This is a genomic window from Kribbella sp. VKM Ac-2571 (genome assembly GCF_004362255.1).
GTDB lineage: Bacteria > Actinomycetota > Actinomycetes > Propionibacteriales > Kribbellaceae > Kribbella > Kribbella pratensis.
This window is the reverse complement of the sequence record NZ_SNWS01000003.1, coordinates 65,111-85,471: the sequence shown is the minus strand read 5'-3', so window position 1 is coordinate 85,471 and position 20,361 is coordinate 65,111. Positions and strand designations below refer to the sequence as shown.

Genomic DNA, 20,361 nt, shown 5'->3' with positions numbered 1-20,361 from the left:
CTCGGCTCAGCGACGACCGGGGCCTGAGCGTCCGGCCCGGCGACGGCCACCGTCATCGGGCAGGCTCGCCTCGACCTGCCAGCCTCCCGCGATCGGCCCGGCGACCAGCTGACCGCCGAGGTCCTGCAATCGCTCCCGCAATCCGGCGAGCCCGCGACCCGTACCCGACAGCAGCGGCCGTTCCCGTAGCGCCGTACCGTTCGTGACCCGGACGGTCAGATCCCGGCCGGTGCTGTTCACCACCACGCGGACTGCGGCGCCTGGCGCGTACCGCAGTGCGTTCGTCAGACTCTCCTGTACGACGCGGAAGGCAGCGTGCGCTACCGGAGTGGATACCCCGTCACGGGACCCCTCGAACCGGCACGACACATCCAATCCACTCCGCGCCGCCCGGGTCACCACCTCGTCGATCAAGGACAGGTCCGGGCCACCGACCTCCATTCCGCCGAGCAGCTCGACCAGTCGCCGCAGGTCGTCGGACCCCTGCCGGGCCGACTCCGCCAGCCCGGCGAACACCTTCTCGGTCCCGACCGGATCCCGCTCGACCAGCCGCTGTCCGGCCGCGGCCTGGATCACCATCACGCTGATCGCGTGGCCGACGATGTCGTGCAGCTCGGATGCGATCCGGGCCCGTTCGTGCCGTACGGCGAGCTCCGCGAACAGGTCGCGCTCCTCCTCGAGCTCACGCCCGCGCCGTGCCAGCTCCTCGGCCGACTCCCGGTGCAACCGCAGTACTGTGCCGGCGAGGAAGCTCGGCAGGCTGAACATGATCAACGGCACCTCGTTGCCCTCGCCGAGGATCAGCCAGAGCACGAACAGGTACGCCGCCAGCACGCCCGCGCAGACCCACGCCGCCCGCCCCGACCATCCGAGCGCCGCCACCAGCGTGACCAGCGCCAGGATCGCGAACGTCGTGTCCGGGAACCACCCGTAATCGGACAGCAGCGTGGGCACCAGCCACAGCGCGGCACCGGCCACAGCGACCATCCGCGGATGACTTCGCCACCACACCACCGTCAATCCGCTGGCCAGCAGAGCGGCCGTGAAGAGGTTCCCGGCAACGGTCGTCGGCCACCCGTGGATGGCGGTCGGCAGGGCGACGAGCGCGGCGACCAGCACCACGATCCCGACCTGCTCGAGCCTGCGCACGACCGTCGCCCCCGCTCAGCCGACGACCGGAAGCTGAGCGACCGCGCCCGCCCGGCCCTTGGCGACCTTCAGGTCGAGCGAACCGCCCAGCAGCTTCGCGCGCTCCTTGGCCCGGGCCACGGCCGCCTTCAGGTCGGCGACCTCGCCCACTTGACCGTTCACCCGGATCTCGAGCGCATCGGCGTCGAACCGCACCGTCACCACGATCGGAGCGTCGGCCCGATCGGCCAGCGCGGTCACCAGATGCTCGACGATCCGGTACGCCGACAGCTCGACCGTCGCAGGCAATGCCCGCGGGTCGCCCGTCACGACCAGCTGTGAGTGCGCCGTACGGAGCCGGGCGAGCAACGTGTCGAGATGAGCGACTGTCGGCGCCGGTGCGAGCGACACGTCGTCACCGCGCAACAGCCCGAGGATCTCCCGCATGTCGTCCAACGTCCGGCGGCTGCCTGACTCGATCGACTCCAGGACCGCCTTCGCCTGTGCGGGCGGCAAGCCGTTCGCGGATTCGGCCGCCGTGGTGAGGTCGGCGAGCCGATCCTGCAGCAATCCGTCGAGCTGCCGGGACAGCCGGGCCCGGTCGTCGGCCACCTCGATGGCAGCCCGTTCGTCCCGCAGTTGCCGCAACTCGGCTTCCCGGATCGCCAGCTCTTCGTTCAGCGCCGTACGACGACGAGCCGCGAGGCCGACCCCGAACACGATGCAGACGATCGGCAGCGCCAGCAGGATCGCGCCCGGCCCGGTCGTCGCGTCGATCACCAGCACGAGCACCGTGAGGACGACGCTGAGTCCGCCCACGATCCAGGCCGTCGTCCGGTCGGCAGCCAGCGCTCCGAGGAACGCCAGGACGAACGCGATCGGAAGGCCCGCGCCGCAGCGGGTCACCCAGCCGAACAGCAGGTCGTGCGAACCCATCGCCAGTACGGCGATTGTGGCGACGGCGAGGATGCCTCGCCGCCACCACAGGACCGGAATCGTCGCGAGTGCGAAGACCGGGATCATCCACAGCGAGTGCGAGCTCTGGGCGTGCGCCATCGATCCCTCCGCGATGGCGTTGCGCACCTGAGCGTCGGTCGTCTGGGTGTTCTCGATCATCAGGAGCACGCCGAGCAGGGTCAGGCCGCCCGCGATTCCCCAGTCGCGGGCCTTCACTCCTTCGAGGATCATGGCCTGCTCCTACTCCAGCGGTCCCGCTCAGGCAGCCGTGTGCTCGTGCACCGGCGCGATCCCCCCGGACCGCTTGGTGACTCGATTCTGCACGAGGACACCGGCCGCGTAGAAGAGCGCGATGCCCGGCAGCACGATCGTCAGTGCACTGGCCACCGTGTCGATCGACGCGTCCCGCGCCAGCATCGCGAGCTGTACGACGACCACGCCGGCCAGACCGATCAGCTGGTTGAGCCAGGAGCCGGCGTACCGCGCAACGGCGTACGCGAGCGCGAAGCCCAGCGGGATCACGACGCCGCAGCGGGTCACCCAGCCGAAGGCGATCACATGCGCCAGTGTGGTGACAGCCGTGATGCCGACCACCGCGAGGATGTTGCGCCGCCGCCACAGGATCGGCAGCGTGACCAGCAGGAAGACCGGCAGCATCGCCCACGTCGTCGTCGACAGCGGGTGCGGTAGGTCGGCGTCGGTCGCCGTGATGTTCTCGACCATCACCAGCGCACCCGCAGCAGTCATCAGACCGGCCAGCACGTAGTCGAGGGGCCTGATCCCCTGCAAGCTCTCGTTCATCGGTTTGTCCCTTCGTCCCCGGGTCTCATGACCCCATGGCGTGAAGGTAGATTCCGGCGCCGGTCGTCCACGTCTGGCGCAAGGACGATCCTCCGGACCCGGCGTCGTCCGCGGGGATGACGGCATCCGCCGCGCGGATGACGCACAATCAGCGTGTGCCTGAGACCTCCCGCAAGATCCGGGTGCTGGTCGCCGACGACCAGACGCTCGTCCGCACCGGGTTCCGGGTGATCCTGGAGGCCGAGGGCGACATCGAGGTGGTCGCCGAGGCCGATACCGGTACGGCGGCCGTCCGGCAGGCACAGCTCACCCGGCCGGACGTGATCCTGATGGACATCCGGATGCCTGAGCTCGACGGGCTGTCCGCGACCGAGCAGATCCGGCGGCAGCCGGACCCGCCGACGATCATCGTGCTCACCACGTTCGACCAGAACGAGTACGTGTACCGCGCACTGCGTGCGGGCGCGGCCGGATTCCTGCTCAAGGACTCGCCGTCGACCCGGCTGATCGCCGCCGTCCGCGCGGCCGCCACCGGCGACTCGTTGATCGAGCCGGCGATCACCCGGCGACTGGTCGAGCGCTTCGCCGAGCCGTCCGCACCTCGTGGCCTGCCGGCCGAGCTGACGGCGCTGACCGAGCGCGAACTCGACGTACTGCGACTGATCGCGCGCGGCCTGTCCAACGCCGAGATCGCGGCCGAACTCGTGGTGGCCGAGACGACGGTGAAGACGCATGTCGCCCGGATGCTGACCAAGCTCGGCGTCCGCGACCGCGTGCAGGCCGTGGTGGTCGCGTACGAGACCGGGTTCATCCGTCCGGCCTGATCTGGAGAAAAACCTTCCACGCGGTGACCGCAGGGGTTACTTTGTCACCGGTCGGTTGATCGGCGTACACCTGCGGCTCATGAGGCGGTAGCGAGCGCGGCGTCGGATGACCGCGTCCGTCCACCGTGGGGAGGCTCCTGTGTCGCTCATCCGTCCCTTGACCACAGCGATCGGCGTAGGTGGCCTGTTGGCCGGCGTCCTGGTCAGTCCAGCTGCAGCCGAAACGACTGCAGGCATCCCGGACGCCGCGATCGCCGAAACCGGCGTCCTGACGTCCCGTGACGACAGTCCGGTCGCGCCCGGCGTGAACTACACCTCGTTCGAGCGCCTGGACGCGAAGGGCTGGCAGCGCGGGGACATCCTCGACACCGACCTGGACAAGCACGGCGTGACCGTCGACCTGGTCAACACCGGCAAGGTCTCCGGCGGTCAGCCGCTCAGTCAGCAACTGGCCCGCAAGGGCGCGATCGCCGGCGTCAACGGGGACTTCTTCGACATCAACGACACGACGGCGCCGCTGGGTGTCGGGGTCGAATCCGGCAAGTTGCTGAACGCGCCGGCCGCCGGCCACAACGACACCGCGGTGATCGGCAAGGACGGCCTCGGCAAGATCGCCGAGCTTTTCCTGCAAGGTACGGCGACCGACGACGGCACGAAGCTCGAGCTGACCAACCTCAACTCGCCGACCGTCAACGCCGGCGGCATCGGCCTCTACACCCCGGAGTGGGGCGACGCAGCCCGGACCCGGACCGTGGACGGCCTGCCGACCGTGCGTGAGGTGATCCTTCGCGACGGTGTGGTCGTCTCCTCGGCCACCACTCCGGCCACCACCCCGTTGGCCGCCAATGAGCAGGCGCTGATCGGCCGCGAGGCCGGCGCCGACGCGCTCACCGCGTTCGAGGTGGGCGACAAGGTCGGCGTCGAGTACGGCCTGCGCCCGGACGCGGGTGAGGTGGCCGCCGCCGTCAGCGGCAACTACCAGCTCGCGCAGGACGGCAAGGTCCCGGACACGGTGCCCGACGCCGACCTGGCGCCGCGCACCGCGATCGGGTTCGACGCCGACGGCAGCCGGATGATCCTGCTCACCGTCGACGGCCGCGCGACCGGTTCGCGGGGCCTGTCGCTGAAGGAAATGGGCCAGCTGATGATCAGCCTCGGGGCTGACGACGCGCTCAACCTGGACGGCGGCGGCTCCTCCACGATGCTCGCCCGGACCCCGGGCAAGGCCGCGCCGGAGGTCGTGAACGACCCGTCCGACGGCGGCGAGCGGCTGATCCCGAACGGACTCGGCTTGGTCCCGGTCAAGGGCTCCGGCCAGCTCAAAGGCTTCCGTGTCGAGGCCGTCGGCACGTCCGAGGAGAGCCCCGACACCGACCTCTCCCGCAGCTCCCGTGTCCTGACCGGACTCAGCCGAGTCCTCAGCGCCACAGGTCACGACGAGACCTACGCGCCCGCGACCGGTACGCCGTTCTGGTACGCCGGCAGCAACGTCCGCGTCGACCAGAACGGTGTGGTCACCGGCCGCCGCGCCGGTGACGTGATCGTCACCGCGACCCGTGGCGCGGCGAACGGAAGGTTCCCGATGACAGTCCTCGGTACGCCGGCCCGCCTGGCGCCCTCGACCCGGCAGGTCTCGCTCGCCGACGCCGCCGCCAAGGGCTTCTTCGAGGTCGACGGGTACGACGCCGACGGGTTCTCGACCTGGATCGAGCCGCGCGACGTCAAGCTCAGCTACGACCCGGCACTGGTGAAGATCGTTGCGAAGGGCAATGGTTTCGAGGTCAACGCGGTGAGCGGCGAGGCCGTCTCGGCCGTGGTGACCGCGACCGTCGGCACGCTCAGCACACAGCTCAGCGTCACGGCCGGCCTGACCAGCACGGTGGTAGACGAGCTCGACGACGTCACCAAGTGGGCAGCGAACGCCGTACCGGCCGGGAAGGCGACGGCATCGCTGTCCGCTGCGGAAGGGCATGACGGCGGGCAGGCGATCGCGCTCGACTACTCGCTGACGGGCAGCACTGCCACGCGAGCGGCGTACCTCTCGCAAACTCCGCAGCAGACGCTGCCTGGGCAGCCGCAAAAGCTCGGCGCCTGGGTGTACGGCGACGGCAAGGGCGCCTGGCTGCGCGCCAACGCGTACGACGCTGCCGGCGGGACGGCGCAGACGCTCAACCTGGCTCCCACGGTCGACTGGACCGGCTGGAAGTACGTCGAGGCGGACATCCCGCCCGGACTGGCGATGCCGCTGCGCTTCTGGCGGATCTACGTCGTCGAGACCTCGCCGACCCGGCAGTACTCGGGCCGAATCGTGGTCGACGACCTGACTGTCCGCAGCGCGCCGCCGGTCACGATGGACCCGCCGGCGACGGTGATCGACCCGATGGTCGTGACCGACGGGACCGTGACCACGAGCAATCGCTGGCGGTTCGCGGTGATGTCGGACGCGCAGTTCACTTCCGACGACCCGAACTCGGACTACGTGAAGCAGGCCCGCCGGACGATCCGCGAGGCGCTCGCCCAGAAGCCCGAGTTCCTCGTGATCAACGGCGACTTCGTGGACCGCGCGTTCGGCCCGGACATCGCGCTGGCCAAGCAGATCATCGACGAGGAGGTGGCCGGCAAGGTACCGGTGCACTACGTGCCGGGCAACCACGAGACGTACGGCCCGGGCGACCTGTCCGAGTGGAAGAAGGTCTTCGGCAACGCGACCAGTACGTTCGATCACTTGGGCACCCGGTTCGTACTGCGGGACTCGTCGCTCGGATCGCTGCGCGCCGGAGGGTTCGACCAGATTCTCGATCTCCGCAAGCAACTCGACGACGCGGCGACGAACAAGTCGATCAAGAACGTCGTGGTGATGGCCCACCACCCGATCGACGACCCGTCGCCGACCCAGAACTCGCAGCTCGGTGACCGCAAGGAAGCCGCGATGATCGTGAAGTGGCTGGCCGATTTCCGCGCCTCGACCGGCAAGGGCGCGGCGTACATGGCGGGGCACGCGGGCACGTTCGCCGCGACCCGGACCGACGGCGTACTGCTTCCGCTGACCGGCAACTCCGGCAAGAGCCCCGCGGCGGCACCGGACGCCGGCGGCTTCACGGGCTGGGCACTGGTCGGAATCGCGACGACACCCAGCTCGTCGGCACACCCGTGGTTCCAGGTCGAGCTGCGACCGCACGTCGACTCCCTCGAGCTGACTGCGCCGACGTCTCTGAGGCGCGGCGAGACCGGCACGGCGGCAGCAACCGTCGTACAGGAGAGCCGTCGAGTACCGGTCGCGTTCCCGGTGTCGGCGGACTGGTGGGGCTCGTCCACCCTGCACATCGGTCCCGCGAAGACGGCCCCGTTCTGGGCAGTCGCCTCCTATGACCCGTCCACTGGCGTGTTGACCGCACTACGCCCCGGCACAGCCCAGCTGGGGGTAACGGTGAACGGGGTCTCCAAGAGCTCGACGCTGCAGGTCGGTTGGTAGCGTCGGCGGCGTGACTGACGTGGTGGTGCCGCAGCGGCTGCGGAGCGGCGACCGGGTTGCTGTGGTGGCGCCGTCGGGGCGGGTGGACGCTTCGCGGCTCGACGCCGGAGTGGTCCACCTCAGGTCCTGGGGACTCGAGGTGGACGTGATGCCGTCGGTGCTGGCCGGGCACGAGCGGTTCACGTACCTCGCGGCCGACGACAAGGCACGGGCAGAGGACCTGCGGAACGCCTGGCTGGACCCGCGGTACGCCGCGGTGTTCTGCGCACGCGGTGGGTACGGCGTGCAGCGGATGCTCGAGTACGTCGACGTCGACGAGCTGGTCGCCGTACCGAAGTGGTTCGTCGGGTTCAGCGACATCACCGCGCTGCACGAGCCGCTGAACGCACGTGGTCTCGTGACTCTGCACGGGCCGATGGCTGCTGCTGTGGAGCAGCTCGACACAGATGCGGCACGTGAACGGCTGCGGGCGCTCCTGTTCGAGCCAGAGACCGTCACCGACCTGCTCGCACCAGTCGGGGCACGCACTGTGGTGGACGGCGTCGCCGAGGGTCTACTGCGCGGGGGCAACCTGGCGTTGCTGGCGGCAAGCATCGGTACGCCGACCTACGCGCCGCCGGTGGGTGTCGTCGTACTCGAAGAGGTCAACGAGGAGGCGTACCAAGCCGACCGGCTGCTCACCCAGCTGTTGCGGGCCGGGTGGTTCGAGCAGGTGACCGGTCTGGTCATCGGTGACTTCAGCAAGGGCGGCGAGGGACTCGACGACACCATCCGAGAGCGGCTCGAGCCACTCGGCGTACCGACGGTGGAGGGTGCGGCGATCGGACATGAGGCGCTGAACCTCGCCGTGCCGCTGGGACTGCCGGTACGGCTCGACGCGACCGCTGGGTCCCTTATCCCAAGTGGTCTCGCAGGAAGCTGAACGCTTGCGGGTAGGCGTCCAGGCGGTTCGTGAGCTTGGCCAAGCCGTGGCCCTCGTCCGGGTAGACGAGCAGCTGGCACGGTACGCCGCGCTTCGTCAGAGCGTCCGTGATCTGCTCTGCCTCCGACAACGGGACCCGTGGGTCGTTGGCGCCGTGGATGACGAACAGCGGCGCCCGGATGTCGTCGACGCGGCTGAGCGGACTCGCCGACTCCAGGAACTCCCGGTCCGTCGCCAGGTACCCGTACTCGCGCTCCCGCATCGCCCGGCGGTAGTCCGACGTGTTCTCCAGGAACGTCACCAGCGAAGCGATTCCGACGATGTCCACGCCGGCCGCCCACAGGTCCGGCTGGAACGCGACACCGGCCAGCACCATGTACCCGCCGTACGAACCGCCCCAGAGCGCTGCACGCTGCGGGTCGCCACCGATCGTCGGCAGCCACGCGTTGATCGCGGCCAGGTCCTTCACCGAGTCCAGCCGCAACTCACGGTCGTCCAGCGAGTACCAGCGCTTGCCGTAGCCGGCCGAGCCGCGGACGTTCGGTACGACGACTGTGTGGCCCTCACCGGCCAGCGCCGAGATGATCGGGCTCCAGATCCGCATCGCGGCGCCTTCTGGACCGCCGTGCACATGGACGACTGTGGACCCCAGGCTCGGACCGGTCGGCCGGAACACGAACACCGGCACCTGTTCTCCGTCGAACGAGGGAACGCGCATGCTCTCCGGGTGCTGCAGCTCGGCCGGGACCTCCACCGGGCGTAGCGCGGTCAGTTCACCGCCCGGTACGAACCGGTACACGGTCGGCGGGACGACCGGGGAGTTGTAGGTGATCGCCGCGAACGAGCCGTCCGGCGACCAGATCGGGTCCGGGGTGGCGTACTGCAGCGCCGCGCAGCCACCGGCGGGCAGGTCGAGCGGAGCGATCGCCGACCCGTCCTCCAGCCGATGCAGCGCCAGCGCCACCTCCCCGTCCTCCAGTACGCCGACCAACAGGTGCTCGCCGTCCGGTGAGGGCCAGCCGGCGAGGTCGCGGGCGTCGTCCGCGAGGAGTTCGCTCCACTCTGCGGTGCTGACGTCGTACCGGCGGATCGCCATCCGGTCGCGGTCCGCGTTGCTCGACACCAGGAACGCGGACGAGTCGGGCAGCCAGGCGACCGGCCCCTGGTCGTTGTGCGCGTCCTCCGCGGTGAGCTCGGTGACGGTGCGGCTCGATGTCTCGAGCAGGAGCAGTTGCCTCGAGTTCGCCGGGCTGCTCGCCTTCGAGAGCACGACCCACTTGTCGTCCGGCGACGTGTCGACGCCCATCACCCAACCGCCGCCGGCGTACAGAACGGTCTCGCGGCCGGTGGCCAGGTCGTGGGTGACCAGGTCGAAGTCGACGCCGTTGCGGCGGTTCGTCGTGTAGAGAACACTGCCGGCCCGAGCTGCGACGAGGTGGTGGATGTACTCGGCGTCGGGGACCAGTGGGGTCAGTGTGGGCAGACCGGGCTCGTCGAGGTCGAGCAGCGACAGCTGACCGCGTTCGTCACCGCCGGTGTCGTGCTCGACGACCACACGGCTGCTCCCCGGAACGAACCGGGCGCCGCGGCAGGTGTCGTCGAGATCGGTGAGTGCACGCCAGGTCCCGTCCGGGTCGACCTCGTTGACCTGACGGGTGCCGGTGTCGTCGTACAGGACCAGCATGCGGCCCTCGTCGTCGACGTCCAGGGCCATGGTGGTGGGAAGAGAGAAGAGCGTCGTCAGCAGCACGCTTTCATCCTCACACGACCAGGGGGTGTCCGACGGTGCTCCGCCGGACACCCCCTGGTCGTCATCGGTCGCCGTGCCAGGAGTGCCAGAGCGCGGCGTACGCGCCTTGGGCGTCGACCAGTTCGTCGTGGCCGCCCAGCTCGACAATCTTGCCGTCCTCGACCACCGCGATCACGTCGGCGTCGTGCGCGGTGTGCAGTCGGTGCGCGATCGCCACCACGGTCCGGCCCTCCAGCACGGTCGCCAGCGACCGCTCAAGGTGCCGGGCCGCACGTGGGTCCATCAACGAGGTCGCCTCGTCCAGGACCAGCGTGTGCGGGTCAGCAAGCACCAGACGCGCCAGCGCGACCTGCTGCGCCTGCGCCGGCGTCAGCGAGACCCCACCGGAGCCCACCTCGGTGTCCAGCCCGTTGTCGAACCCGGCCACCCAGCCGTCGGCGTCGACCGACCGCAGTGCCGCCCACAGGTCCGCGTCGGACGCGTCCTGCTTGGCCAGTCGCAGGTTGTCCCGCACGCTGCCCACGAACACGTGGTGCTCTTGGTTGACCAGGGCAACGTGACTACGGACCTGCTCGGCTGACATCCGGTCCAGCGCCGCACCACCCAAGGTGATGTCACCGACGCGTGGCGAGTAGATGCCGGCCAGCAGACGCCCCAGCGTCGACTTGCCCGCACCGGACGGCCCGACGAGCGCCACGCGGGCACCTGGCTCGACCGTCAACGTGACCCCGTGCAGTACGTCGCGGCCCTCCAGGTACCCGAACCGTACGTCGTCGGCCAGCACCGTCCGCCCGTCCGGCTCGTCCTCGCTCGTCGTCGCCTCGGTCTCCACCTCACGGACGCCGACCAGCCGCGCCAACGACACCTGTGCCACCTGCAACTCGTCGTACCACCGGATCATCATGTTGACCGGCTCGACGAGCATCTGGATGTACAGCGCACCTGTGGTCAGCGCACCGACCGTCAGCCAGCCCTGGATCGCGAAACCGCCACCGATGACCAGTACGGCGGCCAACGCGACCGTGTGGGTCATGTTGATCACCGGGAACAGGATCATCCGCAGGTACAGCGTGTACCGCTCCCAGGCGACCCACTGGCCGATCCGGGTGTCGCCGACGGCGATCCGGCGGGCACCGAGCCGGTGCGACTCGACGGTCCGGCCGGCGTCGACCGTCTCGGCCAGCGCTGACGCGACCGCGGCGTACCCGGCCGCTTCGGACCGGTATCCCGATGGTGCGCGGCGGAAGTACCACCGGCCGCCGATGATCAGGATCGGCGCCGCGATCACCACGGCCACCGCCAGCGCCGGTGCGGTCACGATCAGCGCGCCGATCAGCAGCGACGCCCAGATGATCGCGATCGTCAGCTGCGGAACGGCGTCCCGCATCGCGTGCGACAGCCGGTCGATGTCCGTGGTGATCCGGGACAGCAGGTCACCCGTCCCGGCGCGCTCCAGCACGCCCGGCGGCAGTCCGACCGCACGGACCAGGAAGTCCTCACGGAGATCCGCGAGCATCTCCTCGCCGAGCACTGCGCCGCGCAGGCGCGTGAGCCGCACGAACACCGTCTGCACCGCGAGGGCGATGACGAAGCCGATCACGACGTACGGCAGGTCCACATCGGTGTGGCCCTCGGACAGCTTCTGCACGACGTTGCCGAGCAGCCACGGGCCGACCATGCCGCTCAGCGCGGCCACCGCGTTCACCAGCGTCAGCCACAGGAACTTGCGCCGGTGCCGGCGGAACAGCTCCTTGATGTAGGCACGGACGGTCGCGCTACTGGCCACCGGGAGCCGCACTACCTCCTGCGGGGCTGCCGGGTCGTACTCGGGGCGCTTCACACCGACTCCTCGAACGTTGCTTCTTCTTCACGGGTCACAACGGCGCGGTACCGCGCGTTGGTGTGCAGCAGCTCGTGGTGCGTGCCGACCGCCTCGACGCGGCCGTCCGGCACGAACACGACGCGCTCAGCCCGGTCCAGCATCAGCGGACTGGATGTGAACACCACCGTGGTCCGGCCGGCGCGGAGCAACTGCAGACCGTCCGCGATGCGCGCCTCGGTGTGCGCGTCGACCGCACTGGTCGGCTCGTCGAGCACCAGCACCTGCGGGTCGACGTACAGCGAGCGAGCCAACGCCACCCGCTGCCGCTGGCCACCGGACAGCGACCTGCCACGCTCGGTCAGCAGCGCGTTCATGGCGTCGGACTCACCAGCCGGCAGCGTCTGCCGCAGTACGTCGAGGATGTCCGCGCACTGCGCCGCGTCCAATGCTGTCTCGGGTGAGACCGCACCACTGGCCGGTACGTCGAACAGCTCGCGCACCGCGCCTGACAACAGCACCGGGTCCTTGTCCTGCACAAGTACGACGGTGCGCGCCGACTCCAGCGGGATGTCGTCCAGCGCGACGCCGTCGAGCAGCACGGACGCCTCGTCGGTAGCTGACGGGCTGTGGCCGCCCAGACGGTCGGCCAGCAGACCGCCCTGGTCCGGGTTGCCGCAGACGACCGCGGTGAAGCTTCCGGCCGGGACATGCAGCCCGGTGACCGGGTCGAGCACGTCGCCCTCCGGCAGCTGGGCCGCAGCGGTCCCCTTGGTGTCGTCGGTCCGCTGCAACGACAGCACGCGCGCGGCCCGGCGCGCCGAGACCTTCGAGAAGGTGAACGCGCTCGCGGTCTCCTCGAACGTGTGCAGCGGCACCAGCATGAACGTGATGAAGCCGTACGTCGTGACCAGCTCGCCGACCGAGATGTGGCCGGACGTCACCAGCCGCACACCCATCCAGACGACGACCACCAGGAACAGCCCGAACAGCAGCACCTGCAGGGCCGCGATCAGCGACCACATCCGGGCGCTGCGGACCGCACTGCTCCGGTACTCCTGGGATGCGTCGCGGTACCGCTCAAGGAACAGCTGCTCACCGCCGATACCGCGCAGCACGCGCAGACCGGCGACGGTGTCGGCGGCCAGCTCCGTGGCCCGGCCGCCCTTGGCCCGCTGCTCGTCCGCGCGGCGCTCCGCGGGACCCATCAGCGGGACGATCGAGAACGCGAGCACCGGTACGGCGACCAAGACCACCAGACCGAGCTGCGGTTCGTACAGCAGCAGGCCGATCACGACCGCGAAGCAGGTCAGCAGCGCGGCCACGAACCGGCCGAGGACCTCGACGAACCAGCCGATCTTCTCGACGTCGCCGCTGCTCACGGCGACCACCTCGCCGGCGGCGATCCGGCGGGTCAGCAGCGAGCCCAGCTCCGCGGCCTTGCGGAACAGCAGCTGCTGCAGGCGGGACGCCGTACTGATCCAGTTCGTCACCACGGCGCGGTGGAAGAACGAGTCGGCGCCGGCCTTGGCCGCGCCGAAGGCGAGCAGGAGGGCACCGGCCAGCATCAGCTTGGGCCAGGACAGGTCGATCGCCGCCTGAACGGCGAGACCGACGGCGACCGGAGCGGCGGCGATGCCGCCGAAGTACACGAGGCCCCAGAACACTGCGAGGGCCTGCCCACGCAGTTGCTGGTGCTCCAGCCAGAGGATGAGTCGGAGGCCGGATCGGGTGTCGGGCACACCCGGATCGGCGAACGGGACAAGGCGCAAAGACATGACGTCTCACAAGGAGGCATAGAGGGGTGGGAAGAAGGCACCTGACCAGGCGAACAGATCAAGCCTAGGCGGCCCCGCCGACAGTCCGTCAATCCGTTTTCCCGGACACCCGGGAACCGTTTCCAGAACCGGTAGTAAAGTCTTCAACGGACGGAGGGAGCCGGGTGGAGGAGCTGACGCGGGGGCGGCGGCTGCTGGTGCTGGCGATCTGTTGCTCCAGCCTGTTCATCGTCGGTCTGGACTCGACGATCGTGAACCTGGCGCTGCCGGCGATCCGGTTCGAGTTCGGGGCCTCCGTCGCGAAGCTGCAGTGGACGATCGACGCCTACACGCTGGTGCTGGCCAGCCTCCTGATGGTCTCCGGGTCGACGGCGGACCGCGTCGGGCGCCGACGGACGTTCCAGGTCGGGCTGGTGCTCTTCGGGATCGGGTCGTTGCTGTGCGGAGTCGCGACGAGCGTCGATCTGCTGATCGCGTTCCGGGTGCTGCAGGCCGTCGGCGGGTCGATGCTGAACCCGGTGGCGATGTCGATCATCACGAACACCTTCACGAACCCGCGCGAGCGTGCGCAGGCGATCGGTGTCTGGGGCGGTGTGGTCGGGCTGAGCATGGCGGTCGGTCCGGTCGTCGGCGGTTCGCTCGTGGACGCGGCCGGGTGGCGCTTCATCTTCTGGATCAACGTGCCGGTTGCGGTGGCCGCCGTACTGATGACTGCGTTCTTCGTCCCCGAGTCGCGCGCCGCCGTGCCGCGGCGGATGGATCCGGTCGGGCAGGTACTCGTCGTACTGCTGCTGGGTGGTCTGACGTACGGGATCATCGAGGGCCGGTCCGCCGGGTGGGGGTCGCCGTTGATCATCGGGTGCTTCGTCGTGTGCGTTGTCGCACTCGTGGCGCTCGTGTACTACGAGCGCCGTCGAGAGCAGCCGCTGCTGGAGCCACGGTTCTTCCGGAGTGCACCGTTCTCCGGTGCCACGCTGATCGCGGTGTGCGGTTTCTCGGCGCTGTCGGCGTTCCTGTTCCTCAACTCGCTCTATCTGCAGTCGGTGCGTGGTTTCACCGCACTGCACGCCGGTCTGCTCACGCTGCCGATGGCTGCGATGACCGTGGTGTTCGCACCGGTGTCCGGTTGGCTGGTCGGTCACAGAGGTCCGCGGGTACCACTAGTGGTGGCCGGCACCATGCTGACCGCGTCCGGGCTGCTGCTGTCTCAGCTGACCACTACTACTGCCACCGTGCATCTGCTGATCAGCTACCTGGTCTTCGGACTCGGCTTCGGCATGCTGAACGCACCTATTACCAATGCCGCCGTCTCCGGCATGCCACGGGCCCAGGCAGGTGTGGCCGCAGCCATCGCCTCCACCAGCCGCCAGGTCGGCGCCTCCCTGGGCGTCGCTGTCGCCGGCACCGTCCTCACCGCCCGCCTGGTCGGCTCCTTCGAAACAGGTTTCGTCAGCGCCGCCCTGCTCTGCTGGTACATCATCGCGGGCTGCGGAGCCCTGGTTCTTGTCCTCGGCGTCATCACCACGAGCCGCTGGGCTCGCGGTACCGCGGAGGCGCTTGTCAAAGATCCCGGTGCTGCTCCGACCAGGTGACATGACAAACAACAAGATCGTGGTGTCGGTGCAGGCTTCGCTGGACGGCCGGGTGGCGGCGGAAGGCGGCGCACTCGACTGGATGCAGGTGAAGGACGAGTTGCACGCGCACTTCGTCGACGTACACCGGACGGCGGGAATGTTCGTTTACGGACGGAACACGTACGACGGCATGGCCGGATACTGGCCGACCGCCGAAGGGGCGCCGTTCCTGGTTGAGTACGGCAAGGTCTGGACGGCGATGCCGAAGCTGGTGTTCTCGCGGACACTCCAGTCCGCGGACTGGAACACGACCGTGGTCCACGAGCTCGATGGGCTCGAGGAGTACCGCAGAACCGCCGAGGGCGACCTCTATGTGATCGGTAGCCCACAGCTGATCACTGCACTGGCCGACCGGGACCTGGTGGACGCTTACGAGATCTACGTGCACCCGGTGGCGCTAGGCCATGGACCGTCGATCCTGGAGGGGTTGTCGTCCCGGCAGGGCCTGACGCTGACCGGTGCGCGGACCTTCGACGGGAACGTGGTCAAGCTGGATTACAGCCGCTAACTCTCGACCAGCCCGGCGCGGTTCAGGGCCTTGAGGCGGCCGCGGAGGATCTTTTGGCGGCGCTCTTCGTCGGGGAACAGGTCTAGGTAGGCAGGTCCCTCGGCGGCGAGTAGGTCGTCGTCGAGGCGTCGTACCGTGCCGGCCGGGGCCCGGTGCGTCATGGCTGCCTGCACTGCTTCGCTGTCGATACCTGTGAGGAGTTCGGTGAGCTGCTCCTCCGTAGTGATGCCGAGGCGGTGCAGGATGCCCAGGATCCACGCATAGTGCGTGGTCTTCGCGTGCGGCGCGTCGGGGTAGCGGCGGGTCAGGTACGTCGTCAACGTGCCCGTCGTGAGGTCCAACGGCGCCTTGTCCGATGCGGTCGCGGCCAGCTCGCGGTACAGCCGGTCGATCTCGGTGAACTCGTTGTCGGCGAGCTCCATCAACGCGGCGGCCAGCAGGAACCGCCGGTCGAACTCGGGCTTGCGGTCCGGCGGGATGTCCAGCTTGTACCGGATGTCGTGCTCGAACTCGGCCCACGCGTGCTGGACCGCCGTCCGGACCTGGATCTCCATCACCAGGTTCTTCAGTACGGCGTACTCCGGCAGCTCCCGGCGGTGCTCGTTCAGCCGGACCAGGTAGTGCTTGCTGGCGTACCCGAAGACGCCCTGCGCCCGGGTGTGCGCGCCCATGTCGGTGTGCTCGACGATCTCGAACTCTTCCTCGATCACCTCGCAGACCCGGTCCACCGCCTCGACCAGGAACGTGATGACACGGGCCGCGACCAGGTCGGTGATCTGGTTCAGCGGATCGTCGTACTTCGGTCGGGTCGGATCATCGGGATGCGGCTTCGACGCCTTCGCGAGGAACGACTCCGGATCCTTCGCCCGGGCGGTGGCGGTCAGGTAGTTGATGCCTTCCTCTTCACCGATCAGCTCGTTGATCAGCGCCTCGAGCTTGCGTGCGCCGCCGACGTACTGCTGGTGCACCCGCTCGTACAGCGCACCAGCCTGCGGAACCCACTCCACCATGCCGGAACCATAGTGGCCCGCAGGTCGCTCGTGGTGTCTATCGGTTTCTAGTGATTTCGCTAGAAAGCTGTAGAGACCTGTCGCGACACGCTCTGGCCGTCGATCGGTCAATCTACGGAAAACGCTATACGGCCTCATACAGTGAAAGCATGGATCCGATCCGGAATCCCTATGCGCCCGGCGCCGGTCAGCGGCCGCCTGAGCTGGCCGGACGCGACACCGAGGTGCGGCAGTTCGAGGTAGTGCTCGAACGGGTCGCGGCAGGCAGACCGGAGCGGAGCCTGGTGCTCAGCGGCCTCCGGGGCGTGGGTAAGACGGTGCTGCTCAACACACTGCGTTCGCAGGCGATCAAGCGGGCGTGGGGCACCGGGAAGATCGAAGCACGGCCGGACCAGAGCATCCGGCTGCCGATCGCGCAGGCGCTGCACACGGCGATGCGGGAGCTGGGACACCGGCACCGCGACGACGAGAAGGTCGACCAGTTCAGCGCCGTACTGAAGGCCTTCGCGTTGCGGACGGCGGCGAACGACCGGAAGGGGATCCGCTGGCATCCGCCGGTGGACGTGGCCGCCGCAAAGGGCCGGGCCGACTCCGGTGACCTGGAGATGGACCTGATCGAGCTGTTCACCGACGCCGCGGACCTGGCGGGTGACCTGACGGTCGGGGTCGGGCTGTTCATCGACGAGATGCAGGACATCAGTTCGGACGACCTGTCCGCACTGTGCGCCGCGTGTCACGAGATCTCGCAGCAAAGCGCGCCGCTGGTCGTCGTCGGCGCGGGTCTGCCGCATCTGCCCGCCGTACTGTCGGCCAGCAAGTCGTACTCCGAGCGGCTGTTCCGCTACATCCGTGTCGACCGCCTGGCGCGGGAGGCATGCGACCGGGCGCTGATGGTGCCGGCGGAGAGCGAAGGTGTGCAGTACGACGAGGAGGCGCTGGACGAGCTGTACGCGCAGACGGATGGCTACCCGTACTTCGTGCAGGCGTTCGCGCACTCGACCTGGGACCACGCGCCGGCCTCACCCATCACCATCAAGGACGTCGCGGTCGCAGGACCTGAGGCGTCGGCCGAGCTGACCGTCGGCTTCTTCGGCTCGCGCTACGAACGCGCCACCCCCGCGGAACGCGAGTACATGCGCGCCATGGCCGAGCTCGGCATCGGCGTCGACGACGGCTCCGTCCCCACCGCCGAGGTCGCCAACACCCTCAAGCGCAAACCCCAGTCCCTGTCCCCCGCCCGCGACGGCTTGATCAAGAAAGGCCTGGTCTTCTCCGCCGAACGCGGCACCGTCGCCTTCACCGTCCCCCACTTCGGGAAATTCCTGCGGACGCGGACGGCTTAACGAAACCGGGCTTTCGTGCCTTGGCAGGTATCGGTAGGGTCGAGTGTCATGACCACCCGGCGGAGCGGCCAGCGCGGACACACGCCTGGGCGTCGGCGGAGTGGGCGGCACAGTCGGCGGAAGTCGTACAAGGGTCAGTGGCTTGTGGTGACTGCGTTGGCGGTGCTGGGGACTGTGGTGGTGGCGCATCCGGATGTCGCGCACCGCAACAGCCTGGCAGCGCAGGCGGTTGCAGGGGTCAACGAGGTTGCTCAGGAAGAGCCGGTCACGCCCAAGACGACGCCGGTTCCGATTGCCACGCCGACGCAGAAGTTCACCACTCCGTTGCGACCGGCACCGACCCTGACGCGCAAGCCGAAGGGTGCGAAGCCGAACGTCCTGGTGTCGACCGGGAAGCTCGCCGTGGTGCCTGGGTTCAACAAGGCGACCGGTGTGCGCGACAAGATGACGTACCGCGTGGAGATCGAGCAGGGCGTGTCGGTGAACGGTGCCGCGGTCGCGGCGGCCATCCACAAGACGCTGACGGACCCGCGCGGCTGGCAGGCGGTGCACGAGGTGAATTTCGAGCGGACGGACAGCGTCGACGCCGACCTCCGGATCATCCTCGCGACGCCGACCCTGACCGACAAGCTGTGCCTGCCGCTCGACACCGGCGGTGAGGTCTCCTGCCGCGTCGAGGACCGCGTCGTGCTCAACGCGAAGCGGTGGCTCTACGCGATCCCGGCGTACAACGGGCAGGTCGACCTCTACCGCAGCTATCTGGTCAACCACGAGGTCGGGCACGCGCTCGGCCACGGGCACTCGACCTGCACGACCCCGAAGACCCCCGCGCCGGTGATGATGCAGCAGACCAAGGGTCTGGCCGGCTGCCTGCCGAACGCCTGGCCGACGATCAAGGCCACCTGAGAAACTGGGTACGACGGGAGGGAGCAGACGATGTCATCACAGGACTTCCCGACGTACGGCAGGGACGAGCAGCCCGAGCAGCAGGGGTCCGGCGAGGAGCATCACTACGCGCCACCAACGCCGTACGGCGGCGGCACGTACGGCGCTGGTCAGCCCACCCCGCCGGAGCAGTTCCCGTATGCGCAGCCGCAGGCCTACGGAGCGCAGCCACCGCCGCAGGGCAACCCGACGTACCACCAGCCCCCGGCCTACCGTCCCGGTGCACCGTACGGCACCCCGGCGAGCCCGCAACCGCACGAGCTCCCGACGTACGGCCGCGAGGAGCACTCGCGCGACCCACGTGCCGCCCGGGTCGTCGGCCTGGCCGGGTTCATCGCCGCCATCTACGGGCTGCTGGTCGTCTCCGTGCAGCGCGTCGCCCTCCGTGAGATCTCGCAGGCGCCCGGCTCGCCGCTCAATCACCCGCTCCGCACGGATGTGCTCGACGCGATCGGCCAGCTGCTGCTCGTGGTCGTCGGCACTGCCGCGCTGGTGATGTGGATCCGCGACGTGCTGGCCCGCCACAAGGTCGGTCGCCGGCCTGACCCGGCCGAGCTGGCCGGTCTGCTCCTGGTCGCAGTGTCCGTCGTCCCGATCCTGGTCTGGCTGCTCATGGTGTTGTCCACAGGCCTCGGTGCCAGCGACGATGCGGTCCACCGGCTGCCCACGGCGTACGGCTGGGGTGGTTTCGGCCTGCTGATCCTGGCCGTCGGCCTCTTCCTCGGGTACCGAGAGCTCAAGCCCGACGTACCGAACCCGGTCGTCAAAGGCGCTCCTGCCAAGGCTCCCTGGGAGTGAACGCACCTGTAGTCCTCGTGCCCGGCCTAGGCCTCGGCCCGGAGTCGTACGCGCAGACGGTTGAGCACCTCATCACGCCGTACCACGTGGTCACTCTGCCCGGGTACGGCGAACCGGCCGGCACCCGTGAGGACCTGCACCCCCGTGCCCTCGCAGTAGCGCTGGCCGAGAAGATCCGCGAGCGGTCCGTGCTCGTCGGCCACTCGGCGAGCTGTCAGATCGTCGTCGAGCTGGCGGTCCGCTACGCCGAGCTGGCCCACGCGCTCGTGCTCGCCGCCCCGACCGGCGACATCCGGCTCTCGAGTTGGGTCGACCGCGCGGTCCGGCTCGTCGGCTCCGCCATCCCGGACGCGCCGAAGCTGGTCCGGATCAGTCCGCAATACGCCCGTACGACGCTGCCGTCGATCGCCCGCGCCGGCGAGGCGTCGAGACACCACGACCTGGCCGCAATCATGTCCCACGTGCAAGCGCCGGTGGTCCTCGTCCGCGGCCGGCACGACCTGCTGTGTACGGCGGAATGGGTCGAACGGCTCGCGGAACTCAGCCACGGCGAGGCCCGCACGCTGGACTCCGGGGCGCACATGCCGGTCATCACGAACGGCCCCGAGCTGGCCGCTCTCATAGAACGAGCGGCCGCTCTTCCGCACAGTAGCTGACGAGTTAGACTCATCA

Annotated in this window: 16 protein-coding genes; 9 read left to right on the top strand and 7 right to left on the bottom strand. The window is 69.2% G+C overall.

Annotation, left to right across the window (positions count from 1 at the left end):
* Window positions 1-6: 6 nt before the first annotated feature.
* The 3 genes from EV651_RS07690 to EV651_RS07680 are packed head-to-tail and all read right to left on the bottom strand — an operon-like array spanning window position 7 to window position 2,886.
* Window positions 7-1,149 (bottom strand): sensor histidine kinase, encoded by a 1,143-nt coding sequence (locus EV651_RS07690; protein WP_133783546.1) that lies wholly within the window; start codon window positions 1,147-1,149, stop codon window positions 7-9.
* 15 nt (window positions 1,150-1,164) lie between these two features.
* On the bottom strand, window positions 1,165-2,316 hold the full coding sequence (locus tag EV651_RS07685) for a sensor histidine kinase (RefSeq protein WP_133783544.1): 1,152 nt from the start codon (window positions 2,314-2,316) through the stop codon (window positions 1,165-1,167).
* 27 nt (window positions 2,317-2,343) lie between these two features.
* A complete protein-coding gene (locus tag EV651_RS07680) occupies window positions 2,344-2,886 on the bottom strand; it encodes a hypothetical protein (protein WP_133783542.1) in 543 nt (180 codons plus the stop codon).
* Window positions 2,887-3,041: 155 nt separating this feature from the next.
* Between EV651_RS07680 and EV651_RS07675 the strand changes: the two genes are divergently transcribed.
* From EV651_RS07675 to EV651_RS07665, 3 genes are all read left to right on the top strand, one after another.
* On the top strand, window positions 3,042-3,710 hold the full coding sequence (locus EV651_RS07675; RefSeq protein ID WP_238156730.1) for a response regulator transcription factor: 669 nt from the start codon (window positions 3,042-3,044) through the stop codon (window positions 3,708-3,710).
* A gap of 139 nt (window positions 3,711-3,849) precedes the next feature.
* Complete coding sequence (locus EV651_RS07670) at window positions 3,850-7,182, top strand: phosphodiester glycosidase family protein (protein ID WP_238156729.1); 3,333 nt, start codon at window positions 3,850-3,852, stop codon at window positions 7,180-7,182.
* Window positions 7,183-7,192: 10 nt separating this feature from the next.
* Window positions 7,193-8,104, top strand: coding sequence for an LD-carboxypeptidase (locus tag EV651_RS07665; RefSeq protein WP_133783537.1), 912 nt, complete (start codon window positions 7,193-7,195; stop codon window positions 8,102-8,104).
* On the opposite strand, the gene EV651_RS07660 is transcribed toward EV651_RS07665, so the two are convergent.
* From EV651_RS07660 to EV651_RS07650, 3 genes are all read right to left on the bottom strand, one after another.
* On the bottom strand, window positions 8,076-9,854 hold the full coding sequence (locus EV651_RS07660) for an alpha/beta fold hydrolase (RefSeq protein ID WP_238156728.1): 1,779 nt from the start codon (window positions 9,852-9,854) through the stop codon (window positions 8,076-8,078). The two genes, EV651_RS07665 and EV651_RS07660, sit on opposite strands and share 29 nt — an antisense overlap.
* A gap of 61 nt (window positions 9,855-9,915) precedes the next feature.
* Complete coding sequence (locus tag EV651_RS07655; protein ID WP_133783535.1) at window positions 9,916-11,694, bottom strand: ABC transporter ATP-binding protein; 1,779 nt, start codon at window positions 11,692-11,694, stop codon at window positions 9,916-9,918.
* On the bottom strand, window positions 11,691-13,451 hold the full coding sequence (locus EV651_RS07650) for an ABC transporter ATP-binding protein (protein WP_133783533.1): 1,761 nt from the start codon (window positions 13,449-13,451) through the stop codon (window positions 11,691-11,693). The genes EV651_RS07655 and EV651_RS07650 overlap by 4 nt, the downstream gene beginning before the upstream one ends.
* A gap of 164 nt (window positions 13,452-13,615) precedes the next feature.
* On the opposite strand from EV651_RS07650, the gene EV651_RS07645 reads away from it, so the two are divergent.
* Both EV651_RS07645 and EV651_RS07640 read left to right on the top strand, forming a co-directional pair.
* Window positions 13,616-15,043 (top strand): MFS transporter, encoded by a 1,428-nt coding sequence (locus tag EV651_RS07645; protein WP_133783531.1) that lies wholly within the window; start codon window positions 13,616-13,618, stop codon window positions 15,041-15,043.
* 1 nt (window position 15,044) lies between these two features.
* A complete protein-coding gene (locus EV651_RS07640) occupies window positions 15,045-15,593 on the top strand; it encodes a dihydrofolate reductase family protein (protein WP_133783528.1) in 549 nt (182 codons plus the stop codon).
* On the opposite strand, the gene EV651_RS07635 is transcribed toward EV651_RS07640, so the two are convergent.
* Window positions 15,590-16,603: a GTP pyrophosphokinase family protein gene (locus EV651_RS07635; protein ID WP_133783526.1), complete on the bottom strand. Its 1,014-nt coding sequence runs from the start codon at window positions 16,601-16,603 to the stop codon at window positions 15,590-15,592. The genes EV651_RS07640 and EV651_RS07635 overlap by 4 nt on opposite strands.
* A gap of 149 nt (window positions 16,604-16,752) precedes the next feature.
* Between EV651_RS07635 and EV651_RS07630 the strand changes: the two genes are divergently transcribed.
* From EV651_RS07630 to EV651_RS07615, 4 genes are read left to right on the top strand one after another with little or no spacing between them, the layout of a single operon-like run.
* Window positions 16,753-17,946 carry an ATP-binding protein gene (locus tag EV651_RS07630; RefSeq protein WP_133783524.1) on the top strand — a complete coding sequence of 398 codons (1,194 nt, stop codon included), beginning with the start codon at window positions 16,753-16,755 and terminating at the stop codon, window positions 17,944-17,946.
* A 48-nt stretch (window positions 17,947-17,994) separates the two neighbouring features.
* Entirely contained in the window at window positions 17,995-18,852 is an 858-nt protein-coding gene (locus EV651_RS07625; RefSeq protein WP_133783522.1) for a DUF3152 domain-containing protein, read from the top strand.
* A gap of 30 nt (window positions 18,853-18,882) precedes the next feature.
* The gene (locus EV651_RS07620) at window positions 18,883-19,689 is read left to right on the top strand and encodes a hypothetical protein (protein ID WP_133783520.1); all 807 of its coding nucleotides are present in this window, start codon (window positions 18,883-18,885) and stop codon (window positions 19,687-19,689) included.
* Window positions 19,686-20,345, top strand: a complete 660-nt coding sequence (locus tag EV651_RS07615) for an alpha/beta fold hydrolase (protein WP_133783518.1) — start codon at window positions 19,686-19,688, stop codon at window positions 20,343-20,345. The genes EV651_RS07620 and EV651_RS07615 overlap by 4 nt, the downstream gene beginning before the upstream one ends.
* The last annotated feature ends 16 nt before the right edge of the window (window positions 20,346-20,361 follow it).

Bases quoted from the DNA above. Each gene is read 5' to 3' on its own strand.
- EV651_RS07685 (WP_133783544.1), bottom strand. From the start codon at position 2,316: ATGATCCTCGAAGGAGTGAAGGCCCGCGACTGGGGAATCGCGGGCGGC.
- EV651_RS07680 (WP_133783542.1), bottom strand. From the start codon at position 2,886: ATGAACGAGAGCTTGCAGGGGATCAGGCCCCTCGACTACGTGCTGGCC.
- EV651_RS07650 (WP_133783533.1), bottom strand. From the start codon at position 13,451: ATGTCTTTGCGCCTTGTCCCGTTCGCCGATCCGGGTGTGCCCGACACC.
- EV651_RS07640 (WP_133783528.1), top strand. From the start codon at position 15,045: ATGACAAACAACAAGATCGTGGTGTCGGTGCAGGCTTCGCTGGACGGC.
- EV651_RS07635 (WP_133783526.1), bottom strand. From the start codon at position 16,603: ATGGTGGAGTGGGTTCCGCAGGCTGGTGCGCTGTACGAGCGGGTGCAC.
- EV651_RS07630 (WP_133783524.1), top strand. From the start codon at position 16,753: ATGGATCCGATCCGGAATCCCTATGCGCCCGGCGCCGGTCAGCGGCCG.
- EV651_RS07625 (WP_133783522.1), top strand. From the start codon at position 17,995: ATGACCACCCGGCGGAGCGGCCAGCGCGGACACACGCCTGGGCGTCGG.
- EV651_RS07620 (WP_133783520.1), top strand. From the start codon at position 18,883: ATGTCATCACAGGACTTCCCGACGTACGGCAGGGACGAGCAGCCCGAG.